Annotated in this window: 17 protein-coding genes; 8 read left to right on the forward strand and 9 right to left on the reverse strand. The window is 39.5% G+C overall.

Annotated elements, in window-relative coordinates; genetic code table 11:
* Window positions 1-31: 31 nt before the first annotated feature.
* The 5 genes from SK086_RS04150 to SK086_RS04170 all read right to left on the reverse strand — a co-directional run bounded on the left by SK086_RS04150 (window position 32) and on the right by SK086_RS04170 (window position 5898).
* Window positions 32-2779 carry a BamA/OMP85 family outer membrane protein gene (locus SK086_RS04150; RefSeq protein WP_290876544.1) on the reverse strand — a complete coding sequence of 916 codons (2748 nt, stop codon included), beginning with the start codon at window positions 2777-2779 and terminating at the stop codon, window positions 32-34.
* Window positions 2712-3452 carry an isoprenyl transferase gene (locus SK086_RS04155; RefSeq protein ID WP_324689998.1) on the reverse strand — a complete coding sequence of 247 codons (741 nt, stop codon included), beginning with the start codon at window positions 3450-3452 and terminating at the stop codon, window positions 2712-2714. Before SK086_RS04155 ends, SK086_RS04150 begins: the two co-directional genes overlap by 68 nt.
* A gap of 3 nt (window positions 3453-3455) precedes the next feature.
* A complete protein-coding gene (gene porG, locus SK086_RS04160) occupies window positions 3456-4142 on the reverse strand; it encodes a type IX secretion system protein PorG (RefSeq protein ID WP_324689999.1) in 687 nt (228 codons plus the stop codon).
* A gap of 164 nt (window positions 4143-4306) precedes the next feature.
* Complete coding sequence (locus tag SK086_RS04165; RefSeq protein ID WP_324690001.1) at window positions 4307-5188, reverse strand: NAD kinase; 882 nt, start codon at window positions 5186-5188, stop codon at window positions 4307-4309.
* A gap of 50 nt (window positions 5189-5238) precedes the next feature.
* Window positions 5239-5898 carry a CBS domain-containing protein gene (locus SK086_RS04170; protein ID WP_290876536.1) on the reverse strand — a complete coding sequence of 220 codons (660 nt, stop codon included), beginning with the start codon at window positions 5896-5898 and terminating at the stop codon, window positions 5239-5241.
* Between the two features lie 114 nt (window positions 5899-6012).
* Here SK086_RS04170 and SK086_RS04175 point away from each other — a divergent pair, with 114 nt between their 5' ends.
* The 6 genes from SK086_RS04175 (at window position 6013) to clpX (ending at window position 11656) form a co-directional block, all read left to right on the forward strand.
* Window positions 6013-6726: a pyridoxine 5'-phosphate synthase gene (locus tag SK086_RS04175; RefSeq protein WP_290876534.1), complete on the forward strand. Its 714-nt coding sequence runs from the start codon at window positions 6013-6015 to the stop codon at window positions 6724-6726.
* 85 nt (window positions 6727-6811) lie between these two features.
* Window positions 6812-7576, forward strand: a complete 765-nt coding sequence (locus SK086_RS04180) for an alpha/beta fold hydrolase (RefSeq protein WP_324690004.1) — start codon at window positions 6812-6814, stop codon at window positions 7574-7576.
* Window positions 7577-7599: 23 nt separating this feature from the next.
* Window positions 7600-7944: a phage holin family protein gene (locus tag SK086_RS04185; protein WP_324690005.1), complete on the forward strand. Its 345-nt coding sequence runs from the start codon at window positions 7600-7602 to the stop codon at window positions 7942-7944.
* An 88-nt stretch (window positions 7945-8032) separates the two neighbouring features.
* Window positions 8033-9367 (forward strand): trigger factor, encoded by a 1335-nt coding sequence (gene tig / locus SK086_RS04190; RefSeq protein WP_324690007.1) that lies wholly within the window; start codon window positions 8033-8035, stop codon window positions 9365-9367.
* A 277-nt stretch (window positions 9368-9644) separates the two neighbouring features.
* Complete coding sequence (gene clpP / locus SK086_RS04195) at window positions 9645-10331, forward strand: ATP-dependent Clp endopeptidase proteolytic subunit ClpP (protein ID WP_290876801.1); 687 nt, start codon at window positions 9645-9647, stop codon at window positions 10329-10331.
* Between the two features lie 95 nt (window positions 10332-10426).
* Window positions 10427-11656 (forward strand): ATP-dependent Clp protease ATP-binding subunit ClpX, encoded by a 1230-nt coding sequence (clpX, locus tag SK086_RS04200; protein ID WP_290876795.1) that lies wholly within the window; start codon window positions 10427-10429, stop codon window positions 11654-11656.
* Window positions 11657-11707: 51 nt separating this feature from the next.
* Here clpX and SK086_RS04205 read toward each other — a convergent pair whose 3' ends face one another.
* Complete coding sequence (locus SK086_RS04205; RefSeq protein WP_324690010.1) at window positions 11708-13903, reverse strand: TonB-dependent receptor domain-containing protein; 2196 nt, start codon at window positions 13901-13903, stop codon at window positions 11708-11710.
* A 240-nt stretch (window positions 13904-14143) separates the two neighbouring features.
* Entirely contained in the window at window positions 14144-15676 is a 1533-nt protein-coding gene (locus SK086_RS04210; RefSeq protein ID WP_324690012.1) for a GH3 auxin-responsive promoter family protein, read from the reverse strand.
* Window positions 15677-15811: 135 nt separating this feature from the next.
* Here SK086_RS04210 and SK086_RS04215 point away from each other — a divergent pair, with 135 nt between their 5' ends.
* Window positions 15812-16606 carry a DUF2797 domain-containing protein gene (locus SK086_RS04215; protein ID WP_324690014.1) on the forward strand — a complete coding sequence of 265 codons (795 nt, stop codon included), beginning with the start codon at window positions 15812-15814 and terminating at the stop codon, window positions 16604-16606.
* A 78-nt stretch (window positions 16607-16684) separates the two neighbouring features.
* Here SK086_RS04215 and SK086_RS04220 read toward each other — a convergent pair whose 3' ends face one another.
* Complete coding sequence (locus tag SK086_RS04220; protein WP_324690016.1) at window positions 16685-19279, reverse strand: AsmA-like C-terminal region-containing protein; 2595 nt, start codon at window positions 19277-19279, stop codon at window positions 16685-16687.
* Between the two features lie 178 nt (window positions 19280-19457).
* Between SK086_RS04220 and folK the strand changes: the two genes are divergently transcribed.
* The gene (folK, locus tag SK086_RS04225; protein WP_290876339.1) at window positions 19458-20591 is read left to right on the forward strand and encodes a 2-amino-4-hydroxy-6-hydroxymethyldihydropteridine diphosphokinase; all 1134 of its coding nucleotides are present in this window, start codon (window positions 19458-19460) and stop codon (window positions 20589-20591) included.
* Here the strand turns inward: folK and SK086_RS04230 are convergent, their stop codons facing one another.
* Window positions 20592-22694: an Ig-like domain-containing protein gene (locus SK086_RS04230; protein WP_324690018.1), complete on the reverse strand. Its 2103-nt coding sequence runs from the start codon at window positions 22692-22694 to the stop codon at window positions 20592-20594. It lies immediately after the preceding gene.
* Window positions 22695-22726 lie beyond the last annotated feature (32 nt).

Genomic DNA, 22726 nt, shown 5'->3' on the forward strand with positions numbered 1-22726 from the left:
GTTATGATTTAAAAATATGTATCAAATATAATTAAAATTGTTGACCAATGATAAAATGTGTTTCCCAACCATTCTTTTGTGTATAGCCTGGTACAGCATCAAATCCGTGAGCAAAATCAATTCCCAACAATCCAAAGGCCGGCATAAAGATTCGGATACCAAATCCGGCAGAACGTTGTAATACGAATGGATTGTATTCTCTAAAAGTGTCGAAAGACGAACCGGCTTCCACGAAAGTCAACGCATAAATAGAGGCAGCTGCTTTTAACGTTAACGGGTAACGCAATTCTAATGAGAATTTATTGTAAACGGTTGCTCCGTCTTGGTTAGACAACGATTGGTTTGGATAACCTCTTAACTGAATAACCTCTCTACCGTCGAGGGCAAAGTTCGCTAAACCGTCACCTCCTAAGAAGAAACGTTCAAAAGGTACTAAACCTCTACCACTGTTGTAAGCACCTAAGTATCCGAATTCGCCGAGAGCTCTTAATACCAAAGCTTTTGATGGGCTACCGGCTAATCGTGTATACCAATCGGCTTTGAATTTTAATTTGTAGTATTCCAACCATTTGAATTTTTCCTGATCCACTCTGCCTTGGTCAGCAGAAGCATCTTGATAGTTGTATACCTTTTCGTAGATTCCGGAATTTTCTGTGGTTTCTTTCAAGAAGTCGCCAGCGGCAGGCAATTCACCATTCGCATTAGGCGTAATGTTGAATCCGCCGTTTTCTCTGTAGCGTAATTTATAAGCTTCTTGGTTTTGTAAGTCGCCGTAATTAACTCCGTTGAAAGCCGAGTAAGGCAAAGTGAATTTAGCACTAAAACTGAATTCAGAACCGTAAGTCGGATAAATTGGATTCACCCCTTTGTTGTTACGGCTTAATCCCAAAGTGAACGCCAGGTTACGAGAAGCGCCATCACCAAAAGTGAAAAGTCCGGTGTTGTAATTGTTCAAATCGTAGTATTGAAAACTCACCGAGTTGGAGAACACGAAAAAGTCATCCGGCACTGTTAATCTCTTCGCATAACCCACAGAAAGCGAGGTAATGTTAAAACTTTTACTGCGGTCTACATTGGTAGAACGTCCGGTATACAAGAACTGTTTACTGTGCGATAATGAGGTTGAAAACTGAATCGGTTTTTTACCGCCCAACCAAGGTTCTGAAAACGATAAACTGTAGGTTTGGAAGAAGGAGCTCGCTTGTAAACGCAAGGCTACTTTTTGTCCGTCACCCATAGGAAGCGGTTTATAAGCTTCTTTTTTGAACATGTTACGGGCAGAGAAGTTATTGAACGAAAGCCCTAAAGTTCCGATGAATCCGCCACCGCCGTAACCACCTTGCAATTCAATTTGGCTGGAACCTTTTTCCACTACGTTGTATTCGATGTCCACCGTACCAGCTGCAGGATCCACATTTTTAAATTTAGGATCGATAGCTTCCGGATCAAAGAAACCTAATTGTCCAATCTCACGGATGGTTCTTACGAGGTCTTCTTTGCTGTATTTTTGTCCCGGTTTGGTTCTTAATTCACGGTAAATAACGCGGTCGTTGGTTTTGTCGTTTCCTACTACGGTAATGTTGTTAAAGTAGGCCACAGGTCCTTCGGTAACTCTGATTTCAAAATCGATGGTATCATTCGCTGTTTTAACCTCTACCGCATTGATGTTAGAGAACAAATAACCATTGTTTTGGTATAAATTGGTTAGGTCTTCACTATCCGGTTTGGTTTTATCGGCAATTCTTTTTTCCAATAAAACACCATTGTAGGTTTCTCCTTTTTTAATACCCAAAACGCGACCTAACAATTGGTCAGAGTAAACAGAATTCCCCAAAAACTTGATGTTTCCGAAATAATATTTTCTACCTTCTTCCACTTTAACATTAATGGCTAACTTGGTTTTTTTAGCGTTCAAGAAAACGGAGTCGGTTACCACTCGAGCATCGCGGTATCCTTTTTCTTTGTATTTGGCCACGATAGATGTTAAGTCTTCTTGGTATTTGTCTTTGATGAATTTAGAGGCTTTGAAAATGCGAATCGGATTGATTTGCTTGGTGTTTTTCATGGCACTTCTCAGCTTTTTATCTGAGAATTTCTCGTTGCCGTCAAACCTGATTTTAGAGATTTTCAGTTTGTCGCCTTTGTCAATATTCACCAACATTTTTACTTGGTTTCCTTCAGTGGTATCCGGTGTGGTAGTGATGAATACTTTGGTGTTGAAATAACCGTCTTTTTTGTATTTGTTTTCCAAGTAGTTTTTGGTAGTGGTAATGAGGTTTTCATTCACAATTTTCCCCTTGGTTAAACTGTTTTCTTTGATTAAATCTTCAACTTTGGATTTTTTGACTCCTTGAATCTTAACATCGCTTAATTTGGGAAGTTCGGCAATGTTTAAGTCAAGCCAAATACTGTCGCCTTCTGTTTTATTGATGTAAAAATCGATGTCGCTGAACAAACCTAATTTCCCCAGTTTCTTGATGGCATTACTAATTTGTTCTCCGGGTACAGTGATTTGTTGCCCTTTTTCCAAGCCGGAGAAAGTCACAACAGTTTGTTGGTTGTAACTGATTTTACCTGTTACCGTTACATCGGCTAATATGTATTTCTTTCCTTGATCAAATGGGATTCTGTCTTGGGCGTGTAGTTGAAAAACAGTTCCGAAAAAACACAGCGTCAGAATTGTTTTTAATGTATTGATATGCACTGAAATATTATTTAATTTGTTCACTTGTTTTTCCAAATCTTCTTTCTCTTTTTTGATAGCTAATGATGGCTTCATATAAATCGTCTTCTTTAAAATCGGGCCAGAGTACATCGGTGAAATAAAATTCAGCGTAAGCGATTTGCCAGAGCAGGAAATTACTGATTCTGTGTTCGCCGCTGGTTCGTATTACCAAATCCACATCGGGCAGATTGTGCGTGTAAAGATGCTGATTAATAATTGATTCATCAAGCGCATCAATTGAAATTATATTATTTTTAACTTTATCACAGATGGTTTTAACAGCATTTAACAATTCCTCGCGAGAACCATAGCTCAGGGCTAATGTTAAGGTCATTCGAGTATTGTTTTTCGTTTTTTCCATTACAGCCAAAAGTTCTTTTTTGGCACTGTCGGGCAACATTGTAATATTTCCAATGCAATTTAAACGAATGTTGTTTTTTTGAAGGGTATCGAGTTCTTTCTTTAAAGACGAAATCAACAAACGCATTAAAGTATCAACCTCCAGCTTTGGTCGGTTCCAGTTTTCGGTTGAAAATGCGTATAGGGTGAGATTTTCGATGCCTAATTTGGCGCAGGTTTCCACTGTTATTCTGACCGATTTGGTGCCGTTTTCATGACCAAACGCTCGCATTAAACCTTTCTGTTTTGCCCAACGACCATTACCATCCATAATGATGGCTAAGTGTTTGGGTAAATTGTCTTTGTTTATTTTATCGGTTAGATTCATTCTTTATTCTGCGCAATAACATGGTTTTTCAGTAAAGGTATACGTTAGGGTAATACCGGTGAAAACATACCAATCTTTGCTATTAATATTGCCGAATTGCAGCGGCGCTAAATTTTCATTTGCGGGCAAACTTCCATCTAAATTATCAGTGAAAGTATATCTTGCCCCAACTTCTACACCCAATACAAAATGATCTAAAATGTTGGTTTTGACACCAACAATCATCGGGATGGCCAAAGTTCTTTCAGTCTTGTCTTTTTTGGTTTGTCCATTCAATACATACAACTCGTCGTAGGCAAAATAGGAAACCCCTGTAAAGACATAAGGTGTTATTTTTCTTTTTAAAACTTCGTGCAGGTTGAAATCGAAAAAATTGAATTCCATTCCGGCGGTCAGTTCCTTAATGTTGTTTTTAAAACGGTACCCTCTCAAATTTCGGCCCGGTACATCCGAGTCTAAATCGTTGGCGGTTATCGTTGATTGCATATAGGAAAACCTATATGAATGTCTCGGACTTTTATTCCATTTGTAAACGATACCGAAAGCAGGTTCATTAGGAGCGATATAGTTGGTTTTACCCACATCGCCTACAAAGTTACTGCCTCCCAAAAAAACACCAATCTCATTGATTTGTGCGGTCATTACATTTTGGAAAAATAAGCCGAAAAATAATACTAAAATCTTTTTCATTCAATTGAAAATAGCGTGCAAATATAACAATTCTCAGTACTTATATAGCATGAATTTCGGATTTCTGCCAAATAAATTAAAGTGCTGATAACTACTACGGTTAGCAAGGTTCTTTTCTAAAACGATTTTTTTGGAAATGTAGTATAGAACAGGAGAATTTTTTTCTAATTTCTCTTGTCTTCGCCCCAAAGCAATTTGTTGCGTAAAGTTTTGAAAAAAGTCTCTTCCGGGATTTCTACCATGTTGATGCGGAAAGGCGTTTTTTTAATTTTTAATACCGAGTTGTTGCTCACAGAGGTGATTCTGGAATCCAAAGAAACCAAATATTGTTCTTCTCTACCGGATACTTTTAAGGTGATTTCTGTATCATCGGGAATTACTAAGGGTCTGGCATTCAAGTTGTGAGGTGCGATAGGAGTAATTACTAATGCTTTGACATCGGGAGTTAAAATAGGACCGCCGCAACTTAATGAATAGCCCGTAGAGCCGGTTGGTGTAGCAATGATTAATCCGTCTGCCCAATAAGAGTTAAGGTATTCGCCGTTCAAAAACGTTTCAATGGTAATCATCGAGGTCGTGTCTTTTCGGCTTACGGCCACTTCATTCATGGCAAAATCAACACTCATCTGAGCAAGTGTCGGCGAACATTCCATAGAAAGCAAAGTGCGCTCGGTAATACTGTATTTTTTTTCTAAAACGATTTGCAAAAACGACTCGATGCTTTCTTTTTGAACCTTGGCCAAGAATCCTAATCTTCCGGCATTTACGCCTAAAATCGGAATTCCGGAATCTCGAACATAAGTCGCCGCTCGCAAAATAGTTCCGTCGCCACCAATACTGATTACAATGGCGAAACTGTTGTCTAAATCGGTGTGTGAGGAGAATGTTTTGTATTGTTTTTCGACAATTTTTTCTTCGTACAATATTTTCAGGAAGTTTTCCTCAATAACCATTTCTACATTATTCCGATTAAAAAAAACAAAAATGTCTTTAATAATAGGTCGCGTATCGTTTTGGTAATATTGTCCGAAAATAGCAACTTTCATAGAGTCTAGATTTTACTTTGTACCTCGTATTTCTTACTTCGTACTTTCAATTACATGTTTAAATATTTATCCAAATACTCCGAACGCTCTTTTAAGTTGTTCAAATAATTGTCTTCATGGTGTTCCGAGATGATTTCGTAGTTGTAACGGCGAAACGTTTGGATGATTTCATTCATGCCGCCCAAAGTAATCTTAACCGTAACTTGTACTTTGTCGTTGCTGGCTTCAGAGACAAAAATCCCTAACAACTTCCCGTTATTGCTCTCTACAATTTGGGCAATCTGACTCATCGAATAATCAACAGTAGGTTTTTCAACTACGATAATGCCGCCGGTTTCTTTTAAGAACGGCGTTTCGTTTAAAAACTTAATGACATCTGTGATCTCGTAGTAGCCGACATATTTATTGTTTTCGTCTAAAATCGGAACCACATTGGCATTGTTTCGGGCAAAAACCTCCAACACATCCAGCCAAATCATAGTGGTTCTCACAAAAAAACCTTCCAAAGCATAACGGTAATCAGCGACGCTTTTTTGGATTTCAAAAGTTTCCGCATCTACCGCCGAAATACAACCCAAATACACACCATCTTCCAAAACCGGAAAGTGGGAATAGGTGCTGTCGGCAAAAAAATCCTGAATATCCGCTACGGTTTCGCCACTCAAAAATGGTTTGAAATCGTTGTTGATGTATTCCGAAAGTACTCTCATGTATTCTTTTCTTTAGCGTCTGCAAAATAATCAAATTTTGGGACATGCGCGCTTGCTTTTACTTTGTATTTTTGTAATCACATTTTTAAACGATGAGCTTTATCAAAAACAGCTATGACAAAACTAAGCGTAAACATCAATAAAATAGCGACTTTGCGAAATGCCCGCGGCGGCAATGTGCCCGATTTGTTGCAAGTTGCCAAAGATATTCAACAGTTCGGCGCGCAAGGCATTACCATACATCCGCGACCTGACGAAAGACATATTCGCTATCAAGATGCGCGTGATTTACGACCAATAGTGTACACCGAATTCAATATCGAAGGCAATCCGCAGCACAATTTTATCGATTTGGTACTCGAATGCAAACCGGAACAGGTGACTTTAGTGCCCGATGCGATTGGCGCGATTACGTCTTCTGCCGGTTGGGATACGATAAAGTTTCAAGAGTATTTAACCGAAGTAATAGCCGAATTCAAAAGAAACGGCATTCGAACGTCCATTTTTGTCGACCCTATTTTGGAAATGATTGAAGGTGCCAAAAAAACCGGAACCGACCGTATCGAATTGTATACCGAAGACTTCGCACACCAATACAGTTTGGGCAACAAAGCCGGTATCCAGCCTTATGTAAAAGCTGCCGAGTTGGCCAACGAATTGGAATTAGGGATCAATGCCGGACACGATTTGAGTTTGGATAACATTCAATTCTTCAAACAAAATATTCCCGGCTTGTTGGAAGTGTCCATCGGTCATGCCTTAATTTCCGAAGCTTTGTACCTTGGCTTGGACAATGTGGTGAATATGTATTTGCAAAAATTAAAATGATGTAAGATTGTTGATTAACGAATGCTGATTTAAGATTCAATCCATTCTGCCATCGTCAATCTTCAATCAAAAATCTTCAATCATTATGTTATACTCCAGAATAGAAGGCGAAGGAAAACCGCTACTCATCATCCACGGATTTCTCGGCATGTCCGACAATTGGAAGTCCTTCAGTTCGCTCTACGCCGCCGAAGGTTTTCAAGTGCATCTGTTGGATTTGCGCAATCACGGCCGCAGTTTTCACTCCGATGATTTCAGCTATGCCTTGATGGCCAAAGATGTATTTGACTATTGTCAGGAACATCAATTAACCAACATCAATGTCATTGGGCACTCCATGGGTGGCAAAGTGGCGATGCTTTTGGCTACAACACATCCGGAATTGGTGGAGAAATTAATTGTAGCCGACATCGGTCCCAAATATTACGCGCCACACCACCAAGACATTTTGGCCGGGTTGAACGCCGTAGATTTTTCTGAGCAACCCGATAGAAACCAAGTGGAAGAAATCTTGTACCCGTACATACCCGATTTCGGCACACGCCAGTTTTTAATGAAAAACTTGTATTGGAAGGAACCCGGGCAACTCGCTTTCCGATTCAACCTCGCAGTTTTTAATGCCAAAATTGAAGTAATAGGCGAGGCCTTACCGGCTGAAAATCATTTTGACAAACCAACGCTTTTCATCCGCGGCGGCAATTCTAAATACATTTTAGACACTGATTTGCCTAATATTCAAAAACATTTTCCTAATTTTAAACTAGTCACCATTCCCAACGCCGGCCATTGGTTACACGCCGAAAACCCAAAGTTGTTTTTTGAAGAAACGGCAAGGTTTTTGTCAAAGTGAATTTCTAAAAATTAAAATAACTTATGAAATTAGTATTAAGAATCTTTATCACGTCTTTACTTGTTATGGCCATCGCCTACTTAATGAAAGGCGTTCGCGTAGACGAATTTACTACCGCATTAACCGTAGCCATCGTCTTGGGATTGCTCAACTTTTTTGTAAAACCCATATTGGTGCTGTTTACCTTGCCGGTAACTTTTTTTACGCTCGGTCTGTTTTTACTTGTAATCAATGCCATTATGATTCTCCTTTGCGACGAATTTGTAGATGGTTTTGAAGTCAACTCTTTCTGGACTGCCATGCTTTTCAGTATCATCTTATCGCTTTCGCAATCATTGGTTTATCAAATCACCGGCGACACAAAATAAGACCGTTAAAATCAATAAAATAAACTTGGTTGGGTGGCATAAATGTTATACTTTTGCCACCCAATTTTAGTATGTAAAAACACAAAAAATGAACATCACAAGAAATAATGTAGACGCGTTAAATGCTGTAGTTACTGTAGAAGTATCAAAATCGGATTACGCAGAAAAAGTAGAAAAAGTATTAGCAGACTATAGAAAAAATGCTAGCATTCCCGGATTCAGAAAAGGGGCTGTGCCTATGAGTTTAATCCAAAAACAATACGGAAAAGCAGTATTGTTAGACGAAGTAAACAAATTGTTGCAAGAAAACTTGAACAACTATTTGGTTGAAGAAAAGTTAGATATCTTAGGGAATCCGCTACCTAAAGTAACTGAAGATTTCAATTGGGATGTAGAAGATTATAAATTCGAATTCGAATTAGGTTTAGCACCGGAATTCAAAGTGGATTTAGCCGCTAAAAACAGCTTGGTACAATACAAAATCGTAGCCGATGACAAAATGTTGAACGACCAAGTAGCGCGTATCCAAAAACAATACGGAAAGTTAATCGCTAAAGATGTAGTGGAAGCCGGAGACGACGTTTCAGGTATTTTTGCTAACGAAGAAAAAGGCATCAACAACAGAACTACTTTGGCCATCGACGCTTTCGCCGACAAAAAAACGCAAAAAGCGTTCATCGGTAAAAAAGTAGGCGATGTGGTTACCTTAAAAACCAAAGGTTTGTTCGATGACGATCACAAATTAATGGATTACTTAGCCGTGGGTCACGACGATGTTCACGGTTTAGACATCGAAGTAACCTTCACTATCGACGAAGTAATTGCGCACGAACCGGCTACTTTAGACCAAGAGTTGTTTGATAAATTATTCGGACCAAAAGTGGTAACTTCGGTAGACGAGTTAAAAGCTAAAATCAAAGAAGACGCTGAAAAACAATTCGCCCAACAAGCCGACCAAAAATTCTTAAACGATGTAACCGAGTTCTTAATCGCCAACACCAAGTTTGATTTACCGGCCGAGTTTTTGAAAAAATGGATCCAATCTGCCGGAGAAAATCCGTTAACTGCCGAAGAAGCAGAAGCAGAATATGCTAAATCTGAAAACGGTTTGCGTTACCAATTGATCGAAGGTAAAGTTATCACCGAAAACGGTTTGCAAATCACTTTCGACGATTTAAAAGCCTACACTACTGAGTTGATCAAAAAACAAATGGCTCAATTCGGTCAAATGAACCCAACCGACGAAGATGTACAAGGTATTGTGGCGCGCGTCATGTCAAACCAAGACGAAGTACGTCGTTTGTCAGAACAAGTCATGAACGAAAAAATGTTGAACTTGTTCAAAGACAAGGTGAAAGCCAAAACCAAAGAAGTAAACTACGACGAGTTCATCAAAGCCATGTACGGCGAGTTGAAACACTAAAAGATTATTTACTATATTTGAGCGTCAAAGTAATTTGGCGCTTTTTTTATTAGAAGCTAATCCGGCTATACGTTGCAATCTTTTTATTGTTGTCACCCTGAGCGCAGTCGAAGGGTTTTTTCTAAACAATAAAAAGGATTTCCCCCGAAGCTTCGGGGCTATCCGGGCTAGGGTTCCAACCTTAAGCGACACAATGTCATCTTTTAAAAAAGGCACAAACTTTGACTTCAAGAATCAGTATCAACATACAACGTATAACTTACAACTTACAACCAAAATGGATTACGGAAAAGACCCGAGAGCTACGCTCGAAATGGCGAAGCAATTTAAAAAGTTTGCGACCAAAAAACACGGCGTAAACAGTCTGTATTACGATAAAATCGTAGCAAGCATGACACCTTATATTATTGAAGAACGTCAATTAAACATCTCGCAACTCGACGTGTTTTCGCGTTTAATGATGGACAGAATCATTTTCATGGGAACGGGTGTCGACGATTATATGGCCAACATCATCCAAGCGCAATTGTTGTTCTTGGAAAGTGTTGACGCGTCTAAAGACATCCAAATTTACATCAACTCACCGGGCGGAAGCGTTTATGCCGGACTCGGCATTTACGATACCATGCAGTACATCAAACCCGATGTAGCGACCATTTGTACCGGTATGGCTGCCTCTATGGGCGCGGTATTATTGTGTGCCGGAGCTGCCGGAAAACGTTCAGCCTTACCGCATTCTAGAGTCATGATTCACCAACCGTCAGGCGGTGCACAAGGCGTGGCTTCCGATATGGAAATCAACTTAAAAGAAATGTTGAAACTGAAAGACGAATTGTACCAAATCATTTCGCACCATTCAGGCCAACCTTTCGAAAAAGTGTACAAAGACTCGGAACGCGACTATTGGATGATCGCCGATGAAGCCAAAGAGTACGGAATGATTGATGAAGTGTTAAGAAGATAAATAAAAGTTCCTGAGTTCCTGAGTTCCTGAGTTCCTGAGTTTTTGGCTCAGTTACTCAGTTACTCAGTTACTCAGCCACTTTGCAACTAAGAAAAATGGCAAAACAAGTTTTAGAATGTTCCTTTTGCGGGAGGAAAAAACCGGAGACCAATTTATTAATCGCCGGAATTAATGCGCATGTCTGCGATCGCTGTATCGAACAAGCACATGGCATCGTGATGGAGGAATTAAAAGGAAATGCAGTAAAACAATCGGCCGATTTGGTGTTGAAAAAACCCAAAGAAATCCGAGCATTTTTAGACCAATACGTGATCGGACAAGACCAAACCAAAAAAGTCATGTCGGTAGCCGTATACAACCACTACAAACGTTTAATGCAACTCCAACATGAGGAAGATGTGGAAATTGAAAAATCCAACATCATCATGGTAGGTCAAACCGGAACCGGAAAAACTTTGGTGGCGAAAACCATCGCGCGCATGTTAGACGTTCCGTTGGCTATTGTAGATGCAACGGTATTAACCGAAGCCGGTTACGTAGGCGAAGACGTGGAAAGTATTTTAACCCGTTTGCTACAAGCCGCCGATTACGACGTGGCCAAAGCCGAAAGAGGTATCGTGTTTATAGACGAGATTGACAAAATTGCCCGCAAGAGCGATAATCCGTCCATTACCCGTGATGTTTCCGGTGAAGGCGTACAACAAGCGATGTTGAAATTACTAGAAGGCACTGTAGTTAACGTACCGCCAAAAGGTGGTCGAAAACACCCGGACCAAAAATTCGTGGAAGTCAATACCAAAGATATTTTATTCATAGCCGGTGGTGCGTTTGACGGCATCGAGCGTATCATTTCCAAACGATTGAACCGTCAAGCGGTAGGATATAGTACTTCGAAAAACACGGATAATATCGACAAAGACAATTTGCTCCAATACATCATCCCGAAAGACATCAAAGATTTTGGTTTGATTCCGGAAATCATTGGTCGTTTGCCGGTGTTGACACACATGGATCCGTTAGACAAAGCCACCTTACGCGCCATTTTAACTGAACCTAAAAATGCATTAATCAAACAGTATGAAAAGTTGTTCGCCATGGACGAAGTTAAATTCAGCATTACGGACGAAGCTTTAGATTATATAGTAGAGAAAGCGTTAGAGTACAAACTCGGCGCCCGCGGATTGCGTTCGTTGTGCGAAGCCATTTTAACCGATGCGATGTACGACTTACCAAGTTCGGACGAAAAACAACTTCATATCGATTTGGATTATACGCACGATGCGCTGACCAAAAACTTATTAAAGCGTTTAGAAATAGCCTCTTAAATTGAAAAATCCCTCAGCTGAGGGATTTTTCGTTTACTAATTATAACCAATTTATTTTAGGAATCCTCCACCCGAGTTGGTCTTCTCGATGTTGATGTTGGTGTTCTCTTTCTTCAAAGACAAGTCACCAAAATTATAGGTCAACGATATTCTAAAGGTTCTGGAATCTTGTTTTTGGTAAAACTTGGTCTCCAAATTGGTGGAAGAAACCAAAGCATTCACTTCATTGCTATTGAAGACATCAAAACAATGCAACCCAATTTTTAATTTTTTGTTTAGGAAATCTTTGTTGAACGATATGTCAAACTGCTGTATCGGTTTGGTGATTTGGTAGATTTCCCATGTGCCTTTTGGTAAAATGAAATACGACATAGTATTTTTAATGTCCCAAGGCAAGATAAATTGCGCCTGGGCCGAATAGTTCCAAATCGGTTTATTTTCAAACGAAAAATCATAGCCTTCCGTAGTGGTTTTGATGTAATTCACATTAAAGAAAATGTAATTCATCTTGTCCATGTTGTTCATGCGCTTTTGGAATTCTTCCTTGCTTTTAAAGAAGTAATCCAACGGCAGAGGGAACGAAGCAAACAAACTCATCGTTTTTACTTTGTCAAACTGTTGGAAGGTTTGGTTGCTTACCAATTCGCCGGGTTCAGCGGTGAAAATAAAATTGTTTCTGTCGCGGGCAATGGTATAATTTCCACCCAAACTCACAAATTGGAACGCAGTCAATTTCAATTCGAAGTTGTCAAAAAACGCCGGATCCAAAAACGGATTTCCCTGCGAAGTGTTGTACTGATCGAAGTTGGCAAAGTTGTTCGGGTCTAATACATTGTAATCTGCTTGGAAAATTTTCTTAGAGTAGGAGGCCGACAAGTTCATGTTTTCGCTAAACTCGTACATAGCGCTCGCATTTGGGAAGAAATTGGAGTTGGTAAAATCAACTTCGGTTTCTGTACCGTCTTGAATGGCCAATCGGTCGACTTTATAATCTTCAAAACGCAATCCGGCAGTCAAACTTAACTTCTTGATTTTTTTACGGGCTTCCACGTAAAAGGCCAAATTGGTTTCGGTATAATCAAAATCGATAACACTGTTTGTTGGCGAATTCAAGTTGTAAATTCCTTTGTCGTTTACTTTGATATAGTTGTATTTTCCACCGGTGTTTATAGATAGATCCAGCTTTTTAAAAGGAATGGCGAAGTCGTATTTTAAGTAATGGTTGGTCAAGTTGAAATCGATTTTTCCATTGTAAAAAGTAGATGTTCCATTGTTTTGTCCATTAGAAACCGTGTTCGGATTTCGGTTGAAAAAGTTACTGTAAGCAATAATGTCCAGCGTTCTGCCAATGGTGTCTAACTTGGTTTTGTACTGCAAACTCAACTCGTTGTTGCTGTTTTTTATTTTCGACAAACTGTTGTTAGTGAAATCAATCCCGGTACCGACTGTGCTCGCATCTCCTGTAATTCGGTCGTTGCCCAAATTCAAGTTGTAGTTGAACAACAAGTTTGATTTTTCGTTCAGTTTGTAGTTGGTTCCAGTTCTCCAATAGAAATTTCGGTTGGTAAACTGCGCGAAATTCTTTTGGAATAATCTTTCATTTGGGGAAAAAGAGGTGAAGATTTGGTCGTTGCTACTGTTGTTTTCGCTGTCGATATAATTGTAGCCTATCATGGTTTGCCAACTCAGCTCTTTTACTTTACCATTAAGCAATATTTGCGGACTCGGTTTTTGGTATTGATTGAAGTTGTAATTCATGTTTACACTGGCATTCAACCCTTTTTTGCGCTTGGTACTGGTTACGATATTGATAATCGAACCGCTGGCATCGGCATCAAAGGAAGCGCCCGGATTGTAAATTAATTCTACTTTCTCAATGGCATTGGCCGGTAAAGTTGACAAGTAGTTTTGCAGGTCGTTGCCGCTTAACGTACTCGGCGCACCATCGATATAAATGGTTACACCACGACTGTTTAAAGTGATACTTCCCGTTGGTGATGTAATAACGCCGGGAATTTTCTTTACGGCTTCTAAACTGCTGCCGCTGTTGAGCATAGGATTTTCACGAACACTAATCGTAGTTTTGTCGGATTCGACCTTTAGGTACTGTTTCTTGTTACCGTAAAGGGTAACCTCTTTGAGTTCGTTGGGATTTTCTGAAGGTTTTTTGTCTTCGGTTTTGGGCGTTTCTTGCGCGAAAGTAAAGGCACTAGCCAGTAAGCACAAGGCAATACTTAATGATTTCATGGATGTTGATTGATTGATGATTGTCTTGTAAGACTTTCAACACATCCAAATGTTACAGCAATGGTGAAATTTTTAGCAAATATTTTTTAAAGGCTTTGTTTTTAGTGTCGGATTTTCTACCTCACAGCGTCCCGGACCGCAGCCCAATCTTTTTGGACCACAAGAAGTTATAAAGCCAGAAAGCAGGAGTAAAGCAACTATTTTTTTCATCTGAAATTTAGAATCTGAGATTTGAAATTTTTAAAATTTGGAATTTATACCTTGCTGCATGGCTTTCAATTGTTCCAGGTAATCGCGTTGGTTGGACAATCTCGGAATTTTGTGTTGACCGCCGAGTTTGTTGTTTTCTTTGAGCCAATCATAGAATAAATTTTCACGTGCTACGTTGATTTTGAGCTCGTTCAACGTCATGTTGTTGTAGCGTTTGGCTTCGTAATCGGAGTTAACAGACTGAATGTTTTCGTCTAAGGTTTTTTGGAAGACCGCCATGTTTTCCGGATGTTTTTTGAATTCTATCATCCATTCATGTGCGCCTTTTTCTTTGTCTTGCATGAAAATCGGAGCTACAGTATAATCAATTACTTCACAGTTTAGTACCGAGCAAGTTTTGGCAATTGCAGTATCGGTATTTTCCACCATCAGCTCTTCGCCAAAAACATTGATATGGTGTTTGGTTCTGCCGGAAACCCGAATGCGATATGGATTCAAAGACGTAAATCGCACGGTATCGCCTATCATATATCGCCACAAACCGGCATTGGTAGTGATGACCATGGCGTAATTTTTAAACAATTCCACATCAGCCAAACGGATAATTTTTTGATTCGGTGTGCCAAAAGTGTCCATCGGGATAAATTCGTAGAAGATGCCGTAATCCAACATCAACAACAAATCATTGGAGTAATTCAAATCTTGAATAGCAAAGAAACCTTCGGAAGCATTGTAGATTTCATAGTATTTGAAATCGGCTTTCGGCAATATTTTTTTGTACTGTTCGCGATAGGGTTCAAAACTCACGCCTCCGTGAAAATACACTTCCAAATTCGGCCACAAGTCGAATAAATTGTCTTTACCTGTTTCGGTTAATATTCGGTTCAGCAAGACCAGCATCCAAGAAGGAACACCGGCAAAACTGGTTACGTTTTCGTTTTTGGTTTCGTTGATAATGGCGGTCAGTTTGCTTTCCCATTCGCTCATCAAAGAGACTTTATTGCTGGGTGTACTGCTGAATTCAGCCCACATTGGCATGTTTTCGATTAGAATGGCCGATAAATCACCGAAGAACGTATTGTTGTTTTCATAAATCTGTGAACTGCCGCCGAGACGTAAACTTTTCCCTAAAAACATTTCCGAATTTTCGTTGTTGTTCAAATACATGCACAACAAGTCCTTACTGGCTTTGTAATGACAATCTTCTAAAGCTTCGTTACTTACCGGGATGAATTTGCTCTTGGCATTGGTGGTGCCGCTCGATTTGGCAAACCACTTAATTGGTGTATTCCAAAAAACATTTTGATAGCCTTTGCGCGTTTCTTCAATCATCGGTTCTAAGTCTTCATAGGAAGAAACCGGAATGCGTTCGGCAAAAGTTTCATAGGATTTGATGCTTTCGAAATCGTATTTTTTTCCCATTACCGTTTCGTCGCAGGTGCGGATTAAATTCATCAGCAACTCATTCTGAACTTCATTAGGGTATTTTAAAAACAACTCAATCTGATGAATGCGCTGCTTCAAAACCCAAGAGGCGATAGAATTAATGATGGGAAACGGCATTTTGAATTAGGATTTAGGAATTGCGATTTAGGATTGATAACTTTACGCTAAAATAGGAAATAATTCCTAAAGTTATTTTTTATAATCAAATACTGTCACCCTGAGCGCAGTCGAAGGGCTAATTCCTAAATAATAATGACATACGAAGGGGTTTTAACCAAAATGCAAACCGAATTTTCAAACCCAATCCAATACTATTTGGTATTTGAGAACAGTTTTTTAAGTTTGAATCAGTTGTTAGACAAATCGCTGGAGATTTCTTTTCAAGGTTATCAATGTTTAAATTGTGGTAAAAAGAAAAAGATTTTCCGCCATGGATTCTGTTACGATTGCTTCATGAGTTCTGCTGCTGCAGGCGATTGGATTATGAAACCCGAATTGAGCACTGCACACTTAGACATCGAAGACCGCGATTTGGAATACGAAAAAAGAGTTCAATTGCAACCGCATATCGTATATTTGGCTTTGTCGAGTGAAGTAAAGGTCGGCGTAACCCGCAAAACCCAGGTACCAACCCGTTGGATAGACCAAGGCGCTGTACAAGCCATTCCGATTGTTGAGGTTCCGAATCGTTATTTAGCCGGTATTACCGAAGTTGCCCTCAAAAACCATTATGCCGATAAAACCAATTGGCAAAAGATGCTCAAAAATGATGTGCCTTCGGTAGATTTGGTCGCCGAACGCCTAAAATTAGAAAACCTTATTCCAACCGAAGTGCAAGAATATTTCTTTTCTACGAAAGAAGATTTATACGAATTGCAATATCCGGTTTTACAATATCCAACCAAAGTGAATAGCTTAAATTTAGACAAGTCGCCCAACTTCTCCGGAAAACTCACCGGCGTTAAAGGTCAGTACTTACTGTTTGAAGACGGAACGGTTTTTAACGTTCGGACTTTTGAAGGTTATGTGGTCAAGATATCGATATAATTGATTTTAGAATGATGATTAACGATTTAGGATTGCAGCATTAAAATTCTTAAATCTCAAATCGTTAATCTCAAATAGCTATTCAGTTGTTTTCGGCGCTTCTTTTTTCTTTTTGTTCAACAAACCGTTCAGCAGGTTATTGGCTTTTGTTTTTACATCCGTTTTCACGTCCGTTTTGGTAGTGTCGTTTTTTGGTTTGGTAGCGTTAGCAATAATCGAATTCACTCCTTCTTTCACACCCGAAGTAATTTTGTCTTTTTGTTGTTTGACCAAGTTGTTGACCAAAGTGGTTGTAGCTTGCTTCACATCGGTAGTGATTTTCGGGTTTTTAAAATTACCGCCCAAACTCGCATTAATAGGTACATTTTCTACTTTTTTAGCATCGGCCGGAGACAGTTTAGCTAATAAATTGTTGGCTTCTGTACCCAAATATTTCGCCGGAACATCCAACTTCAAATTGTAGTTCATGTTTTGGTCAAAACCATGTGTTCCGCCAACCGTTACCTTGATGTCTTGGTATTTGATGTCGAATGGTTTTACATTGACTTTTCCGTCTTTAAAAGTTATAGCGGCTTTCAAATCGTTGAGGTTGAGTTTTTTCAAATCCACAAAATTCAGCTTGTCATCCAAAGCCGTCAGCAAAGTTGAATTACTCGAATTCACGGTAGTCGAAAGCAATTGTCCCAACAAATCACCCGATAAACTGTTCAAATCCGGGGTCATTTCGGTCGCGTTCAAGTTTCCGGACAATTTGATTTTAGAGTTTAATTTTCCATTGATTACGCCGGCAATCGGCGCAATTTTTTTCATCATTTCTAATTGCGTGAACGTTTGCATGATGTCGACATTGTTCAATCCCAAATCCATGTTGAATTTTGGTGTTTTTTCTTTGGTGGAAACATCGCCGTTAAACGCAATTGAACCACCGAAAATATCCGTTTTTCCATTTTCCAAAGTCACTTTTTGGTCTTTTATAATCACCTTACCCGAAACATTTTTCAATACCAAATTGTCGTATAAAACCGTATTGGCTTTGGCGGTCAAAGAGCAATTCAGGAAGGCCGGGATTTTCATCGGTTCAGCGGCTTTCGTATCTTTTTTGGTATCGGCTTCTGTAGTCATAAAATCGTTGACCGCTAACTGATTGGATTGTAAGTTGAAGTTGCCTTTCAACTCTTGGTTTTTAAACACAAAGCCGTAGAAGTTTTCCAACACCCCATTTACCGCTAAATCGGTTTTTCCGGTTACGGCATTGAACTGTTTTAGGTTTACACGACTCGGATCAAATGACACTAAAGCGCGACTGATTTTCATGGTTTTGCCGTTTTCGTCGGTGTAATTAAATCCGGTTAAGTCGATGGTTCCTGCATTTTTGATACGGGCATAATCGCTTTTCTCTACCGATTGCATGTCGAATTCCGTTTTCACATCGGCTTTCAATACTCCGGTCAACGGTTTGTCTAATTTTACCGGATAAGCTTTGGTTACATTCGCCAAGTTGATAGTGCCTTTGAGTTCGGCATTGACCAAGGCATTTTCGGCTATGTTTTTAATATTGGCTTTGGCATTAAACACATCTTGATCAATTTGAAAAGACAATTTATCCAAATTGACATAAGTATCGTTCATCACTCCGGTTTCATTGATGATTTTGGTGTCGATAACAATATTTCTAACCGATTTCGGCATATTCGCATATTGAAAGGAAGCATTGTTAGAAGCAATATCAATGTTGAATTTAGGTACAGTAGTATCGGTTAATTTTCCTTTGGCAAAACCGGTTACGGTGAAATCTCCGTTAGTAGTAACGTCTTTCAAATTGGCCGCATATTGCGCCGGAATCAAGCCCAAGAAATTTTTAAACGAGGAAGTTGGCGTTTGAAACGTCAAATCATACACTTGACCGTCATCCGCTAATTGGATAAACCCATCAAACTTCAGCGGTAATTCGTTGATTTTGGCTTCGTTTTTCTTGAAAGTATATTTACTTTGGTCTAAATCGATACCCAAAATCGCATCCAATGAAATGGCAACGTTTTTCATATAATTCACCTTGTCCATGTCCAGCGATACTTTGGTGGTGGTTTTGGTCGTCAAATCGAGTTTGGAAGCCGCAAAATCGCCCGTTCCTTCATGGTTGATGCTGTCTAAAACCATTTTGATTTTCGAACGTTCGTCGTAGTATCTGAATTGGAAATTCTCAATCGAATATTCTTTAATTTTTAGGGAAAGTGGTTTGCTTTTACTCTCGCTTGCTTGTTTTTCTTCTTTTAAAGCGATATCAAAATTACCAACGCCGTCTTTGTTGAAGATGATGTTGATTAGTCCGTTTTTCGAATCGATGCCGTCAATTTGCATCGGTTCATTTTCGCTGTTGAACAATTGTCCGATTGCCATTTTCAAATGCAATTCGTCAAAAGCGACTAAAGTATCACCTTCAAACGGTGCTTTGTTTACGATGGATAATTTTTCAATAGTCACGCTGGCGTTCGGAAAGTTTTTAAACAAACTCAAATCGGCATCGGCAAAAGTCACTTTGGCATCGACTTTCTCATTGATGGCTTTTTCGATTTTAGCCTTAATTTGGTCTTTAAAGAAATACGGAATTGCAAAAGCGGAAACCACTAAAAGCAACAAAATAACACCGACAATTTTAAGGATTTTCTTTAACATGATAGGACAGATTTAGATACGCATTGACCAAACAAAAATAATGCCTTTTTCGCACAAAGCAGTTACTATTTATAGAAGTTTTATGATTTCCAAGTATTTAAATTGTTGAGAAAATGTTATTAACAGTCGGGTAGTTTTTGCCGATAGTCTGAAATAGTTTTAGTTAATTTGTGCTTCTATGAATAAGCAGCATCAAGTCATTTTATCTTTAGGAACCAACCAAGGCAATCGTCTCGAAAATATAGAGAATTGCATCGATTGTTTGCACAAAGAAATCGGCACTATTATTAAGGTTTCCAAGCTTTATGAAACACCTTCTTGGGGATTTGAAAGCGAGCCGTTTTACAATTGTGCCGTGGTGATGAATACGCACAAATCGGCCCATCAGATTTTGGAAGAAGTGCTATTGTTGGAAGAAGCTTTGGGCAGAGTTCGAGAAGATTTAGCCGGTTACCAAGCCCGAATGATTGACATTGATGTGATTGCTTACGATGAAGAAATTATCGCTTCCGAAAAATTGCAAGTACCACATCCGCAAATGCAAAATCGTTTGTTTGTATTGTTGCCGATGCGCGATTTAAACTTGGATTGGCGTCATCCGATTTTACAAAAATATTTGCATGAATTGTTAGTATTGTCCGAAGACAAAAGCAATTGTAAAGTGTTGCAAAATTTGGAAATCCCGATAGCCAAAATCAAGTTAGACCATTTTAATTATATCGCCATTGAAGGTAATATCGGTGCCGGGAAAACTACCTTGACAAATAAATTAGCGGAAGATTTTAACGCGAAAACCGTATTAGAACGCTTTGCCGATAATCCGTTTTTGCCAAAGTTTTACGAAGATCAGAGTCGCTATGCTTTTCCGCTGGAAATGTCTTTTTTGGCCGATAGGTACCAACAAATTTCTGATGATTTAGCGCAATTCGATTTGTTTAAGGATTTTATAGTAGCCGATTATCATATTTTCAAATCCTTGATTTTTGCGAAAGTGACTTTGGCGGAAGATGAATTTCGTTTGTACAAAACGATGTTTGACATCATCTACAAAGAAATGCCGAAGCCTGATTTGTATATCTACTTATACCAAAGTACGGAACGTCTTTTAGCGAATATCAAAACCAGAGGCAGAAGTTACGAGCAGGAAATTCCGGCCGAATATTTGGAAAAAATCAATAATGGCTATTTGGATTACATCAAATCGCAAAAAAACCTCAATGTCTTGATTATAGACGTGACCAATCGCGATTTCTTAAACAATCAGGAAGACTACGTGTTTGTGTTGGAAGAAATTCGAAATAAGATACAATAGTTAGCGTTTCATAGCAAAATGGCCTTTGGTTTCGGGCATCATTCCTTCAATTTTAGCCACAAACCAATAATCTGTTGAAGGTAAGAGTTGTCCGTTATAAGTGCCGTCCCATGAAGGATTGGAACTATTTAAGACCGTAATTAACTTCCCAAAACGATCAAAAATGGTGACTTGAGCATTGTTAAAATAGGACATGCCTTTAATGTACCAGCGGTCGTTTATCCCGTCGTTATTTGGCGTAAAAAAAGCCGGAATAGAAATCACCACAAAAGGTTTTTGGTCTTCACCACATTGGTTAGGTTCTTTAACATAAGCCATATACAATCCGCCTTCGGTTACGGTAAAGGAATTTGAGTTTTGATAGTTGACTCCGTCTAAAGAATACAAAAAATTCCCGTTTTGAACGGTATTAATGGTAACTGCCAAATCGTTGGTGGTTACAGATGAAATTACAGGATCAGGGTTATAAGCCAAGCTGAAGTTTTTGGTTTTCGAACAGCTTTCCGGAGCGGGCGTTGTAACGGTTACGGAGTAATTCGTTTGCCCGTCAGACATGATGCTTTGGGTTGTAGCACCATTTGACCATAAGTATGTCATGCCGGGATTTCCAGCGTCTAAAAGTATGGTGTCGCCTTCGCAAAGTGCAATAGTTTCATCAGCTAAAATCGGGTTAGGATAAACATCAACAACAACTGCAACTCTGTCTGACAAACAACCGTTAAAATCAGCTTGAGCATAATAAGTAGTGTCTTGATTGATGTTGGGAATTAAAAAGTTGGTGCCCAAAAAAATGGGCGTTGTGCTGGTTTGACTGTCGTACCAGAACAAGATGCCGGCTGAGGTTTGTACTTCAATCACTTCAAAGCTTTCTTCGCACATTGCATAAGGTGAAGTATAGGTTAATTGTGGTTTTGGAATTACGGATACCGTAACCGCAGTTCCAGTGTTTGTAGTACAGCCACTTAAAAAAGCAGTTGCGTAAAATAGGGTAGTTGCACTTATTGTTGGCGTTGTAAATGAGTTGCCGCTTCCTAAAAAATTCCCCCCGGTAGGAGCGTCATACCAATGTACTGTTCCGGTGTTTGAAGTAGCTTGTAAAGATACAGTTCCGTTACCGCAACGAGTGGCTGTTGCTGTAGAGGTAATAGACGCGATGGTAATCGTTGTGCTGGTAGCAATGTTTAAAACAGGGTCGCCCGGCATGCCGCCATATTCTACAATATAACCTTTAGGTTGGTAATCTCCGCTGGAAGAGCCGGTATTGGATAAATCGTTCCAAGAGCCGGGTATACCAACACCTAGAGCCGTTACGTGAGCATAATCTTCATCGCCCGAACTATTAGGTTCACCGGTATTCCAAAAAGCATAGTTTGGGGTAAAACCGGTAAAATTACCGTTCCAAAAAACAGTCCCGTTTTCCGGGCCTGTCATCCAACGCCAAATGCCTTCAGTTTGTTCGTCACTGCCGCCAATCCAACCGGCACCGGTAGTTTGTTCTCCGGCAATTTGTGCTTCTTCTGCCGAAGTTATCGTTGCTAAATAGCCTTGTAGTCCGTAATAAGTACTGTTTTGTGCTGCTATTTTGGCTGCCGACCATGTAATACCGATGTTAGGGATGTACAAATAATAGTGTCCGTTAGACGGAAGGTAATTGGCTTGTCCGACAGAAATGGAAAAATTTCTAATTCCCGAGGGATTGGCTGCGCTTGATGAGAACTCTACGTCTTTGATGGCAGCAATCAGTTCTATGTAAGTAGGTTGTCCGCTAACGCCACTTAGTGTAAGTGTTCCGGTTGTGGGATTCCATAAAGTTGTGATGTTAGGGTGTGTGCCCGTTAAGGTTAGTAAGTCTGCGCCAAGGTCATATCCAGAGGAAATTTGGATGTAAATCGCATCTATACCGGTGTCATCGGGATCTGTGATGGTCATATTGGTCACAATTTTCATGGAGGTTCCCGGACAGTAAATCTGGTTTCCGGTAGCTATGAGTGTCGGGGCGACATTAGTTATGGGTTGAAATAGAGCAGTGCTTACACGAGCTGAGTAGCCGTGATTTGAGAGGCAAAGTGAAATTATCCAAAATAGAAAGATGCTCTTTTTCATTTTATAAAAGTAAAGAAAAGACTATAAGCTGA

This window comes from Flavobacterium cheonhonense (assembly GCF_035671315.1).
Taxonomy (GTDB): domain Bacteria; phylum Bacteroidota; class Bacteroidia; order Flavobacteriales; family Flavobacteriaceae; genus Flavobacterium; species Flavobacterium cheonhonense.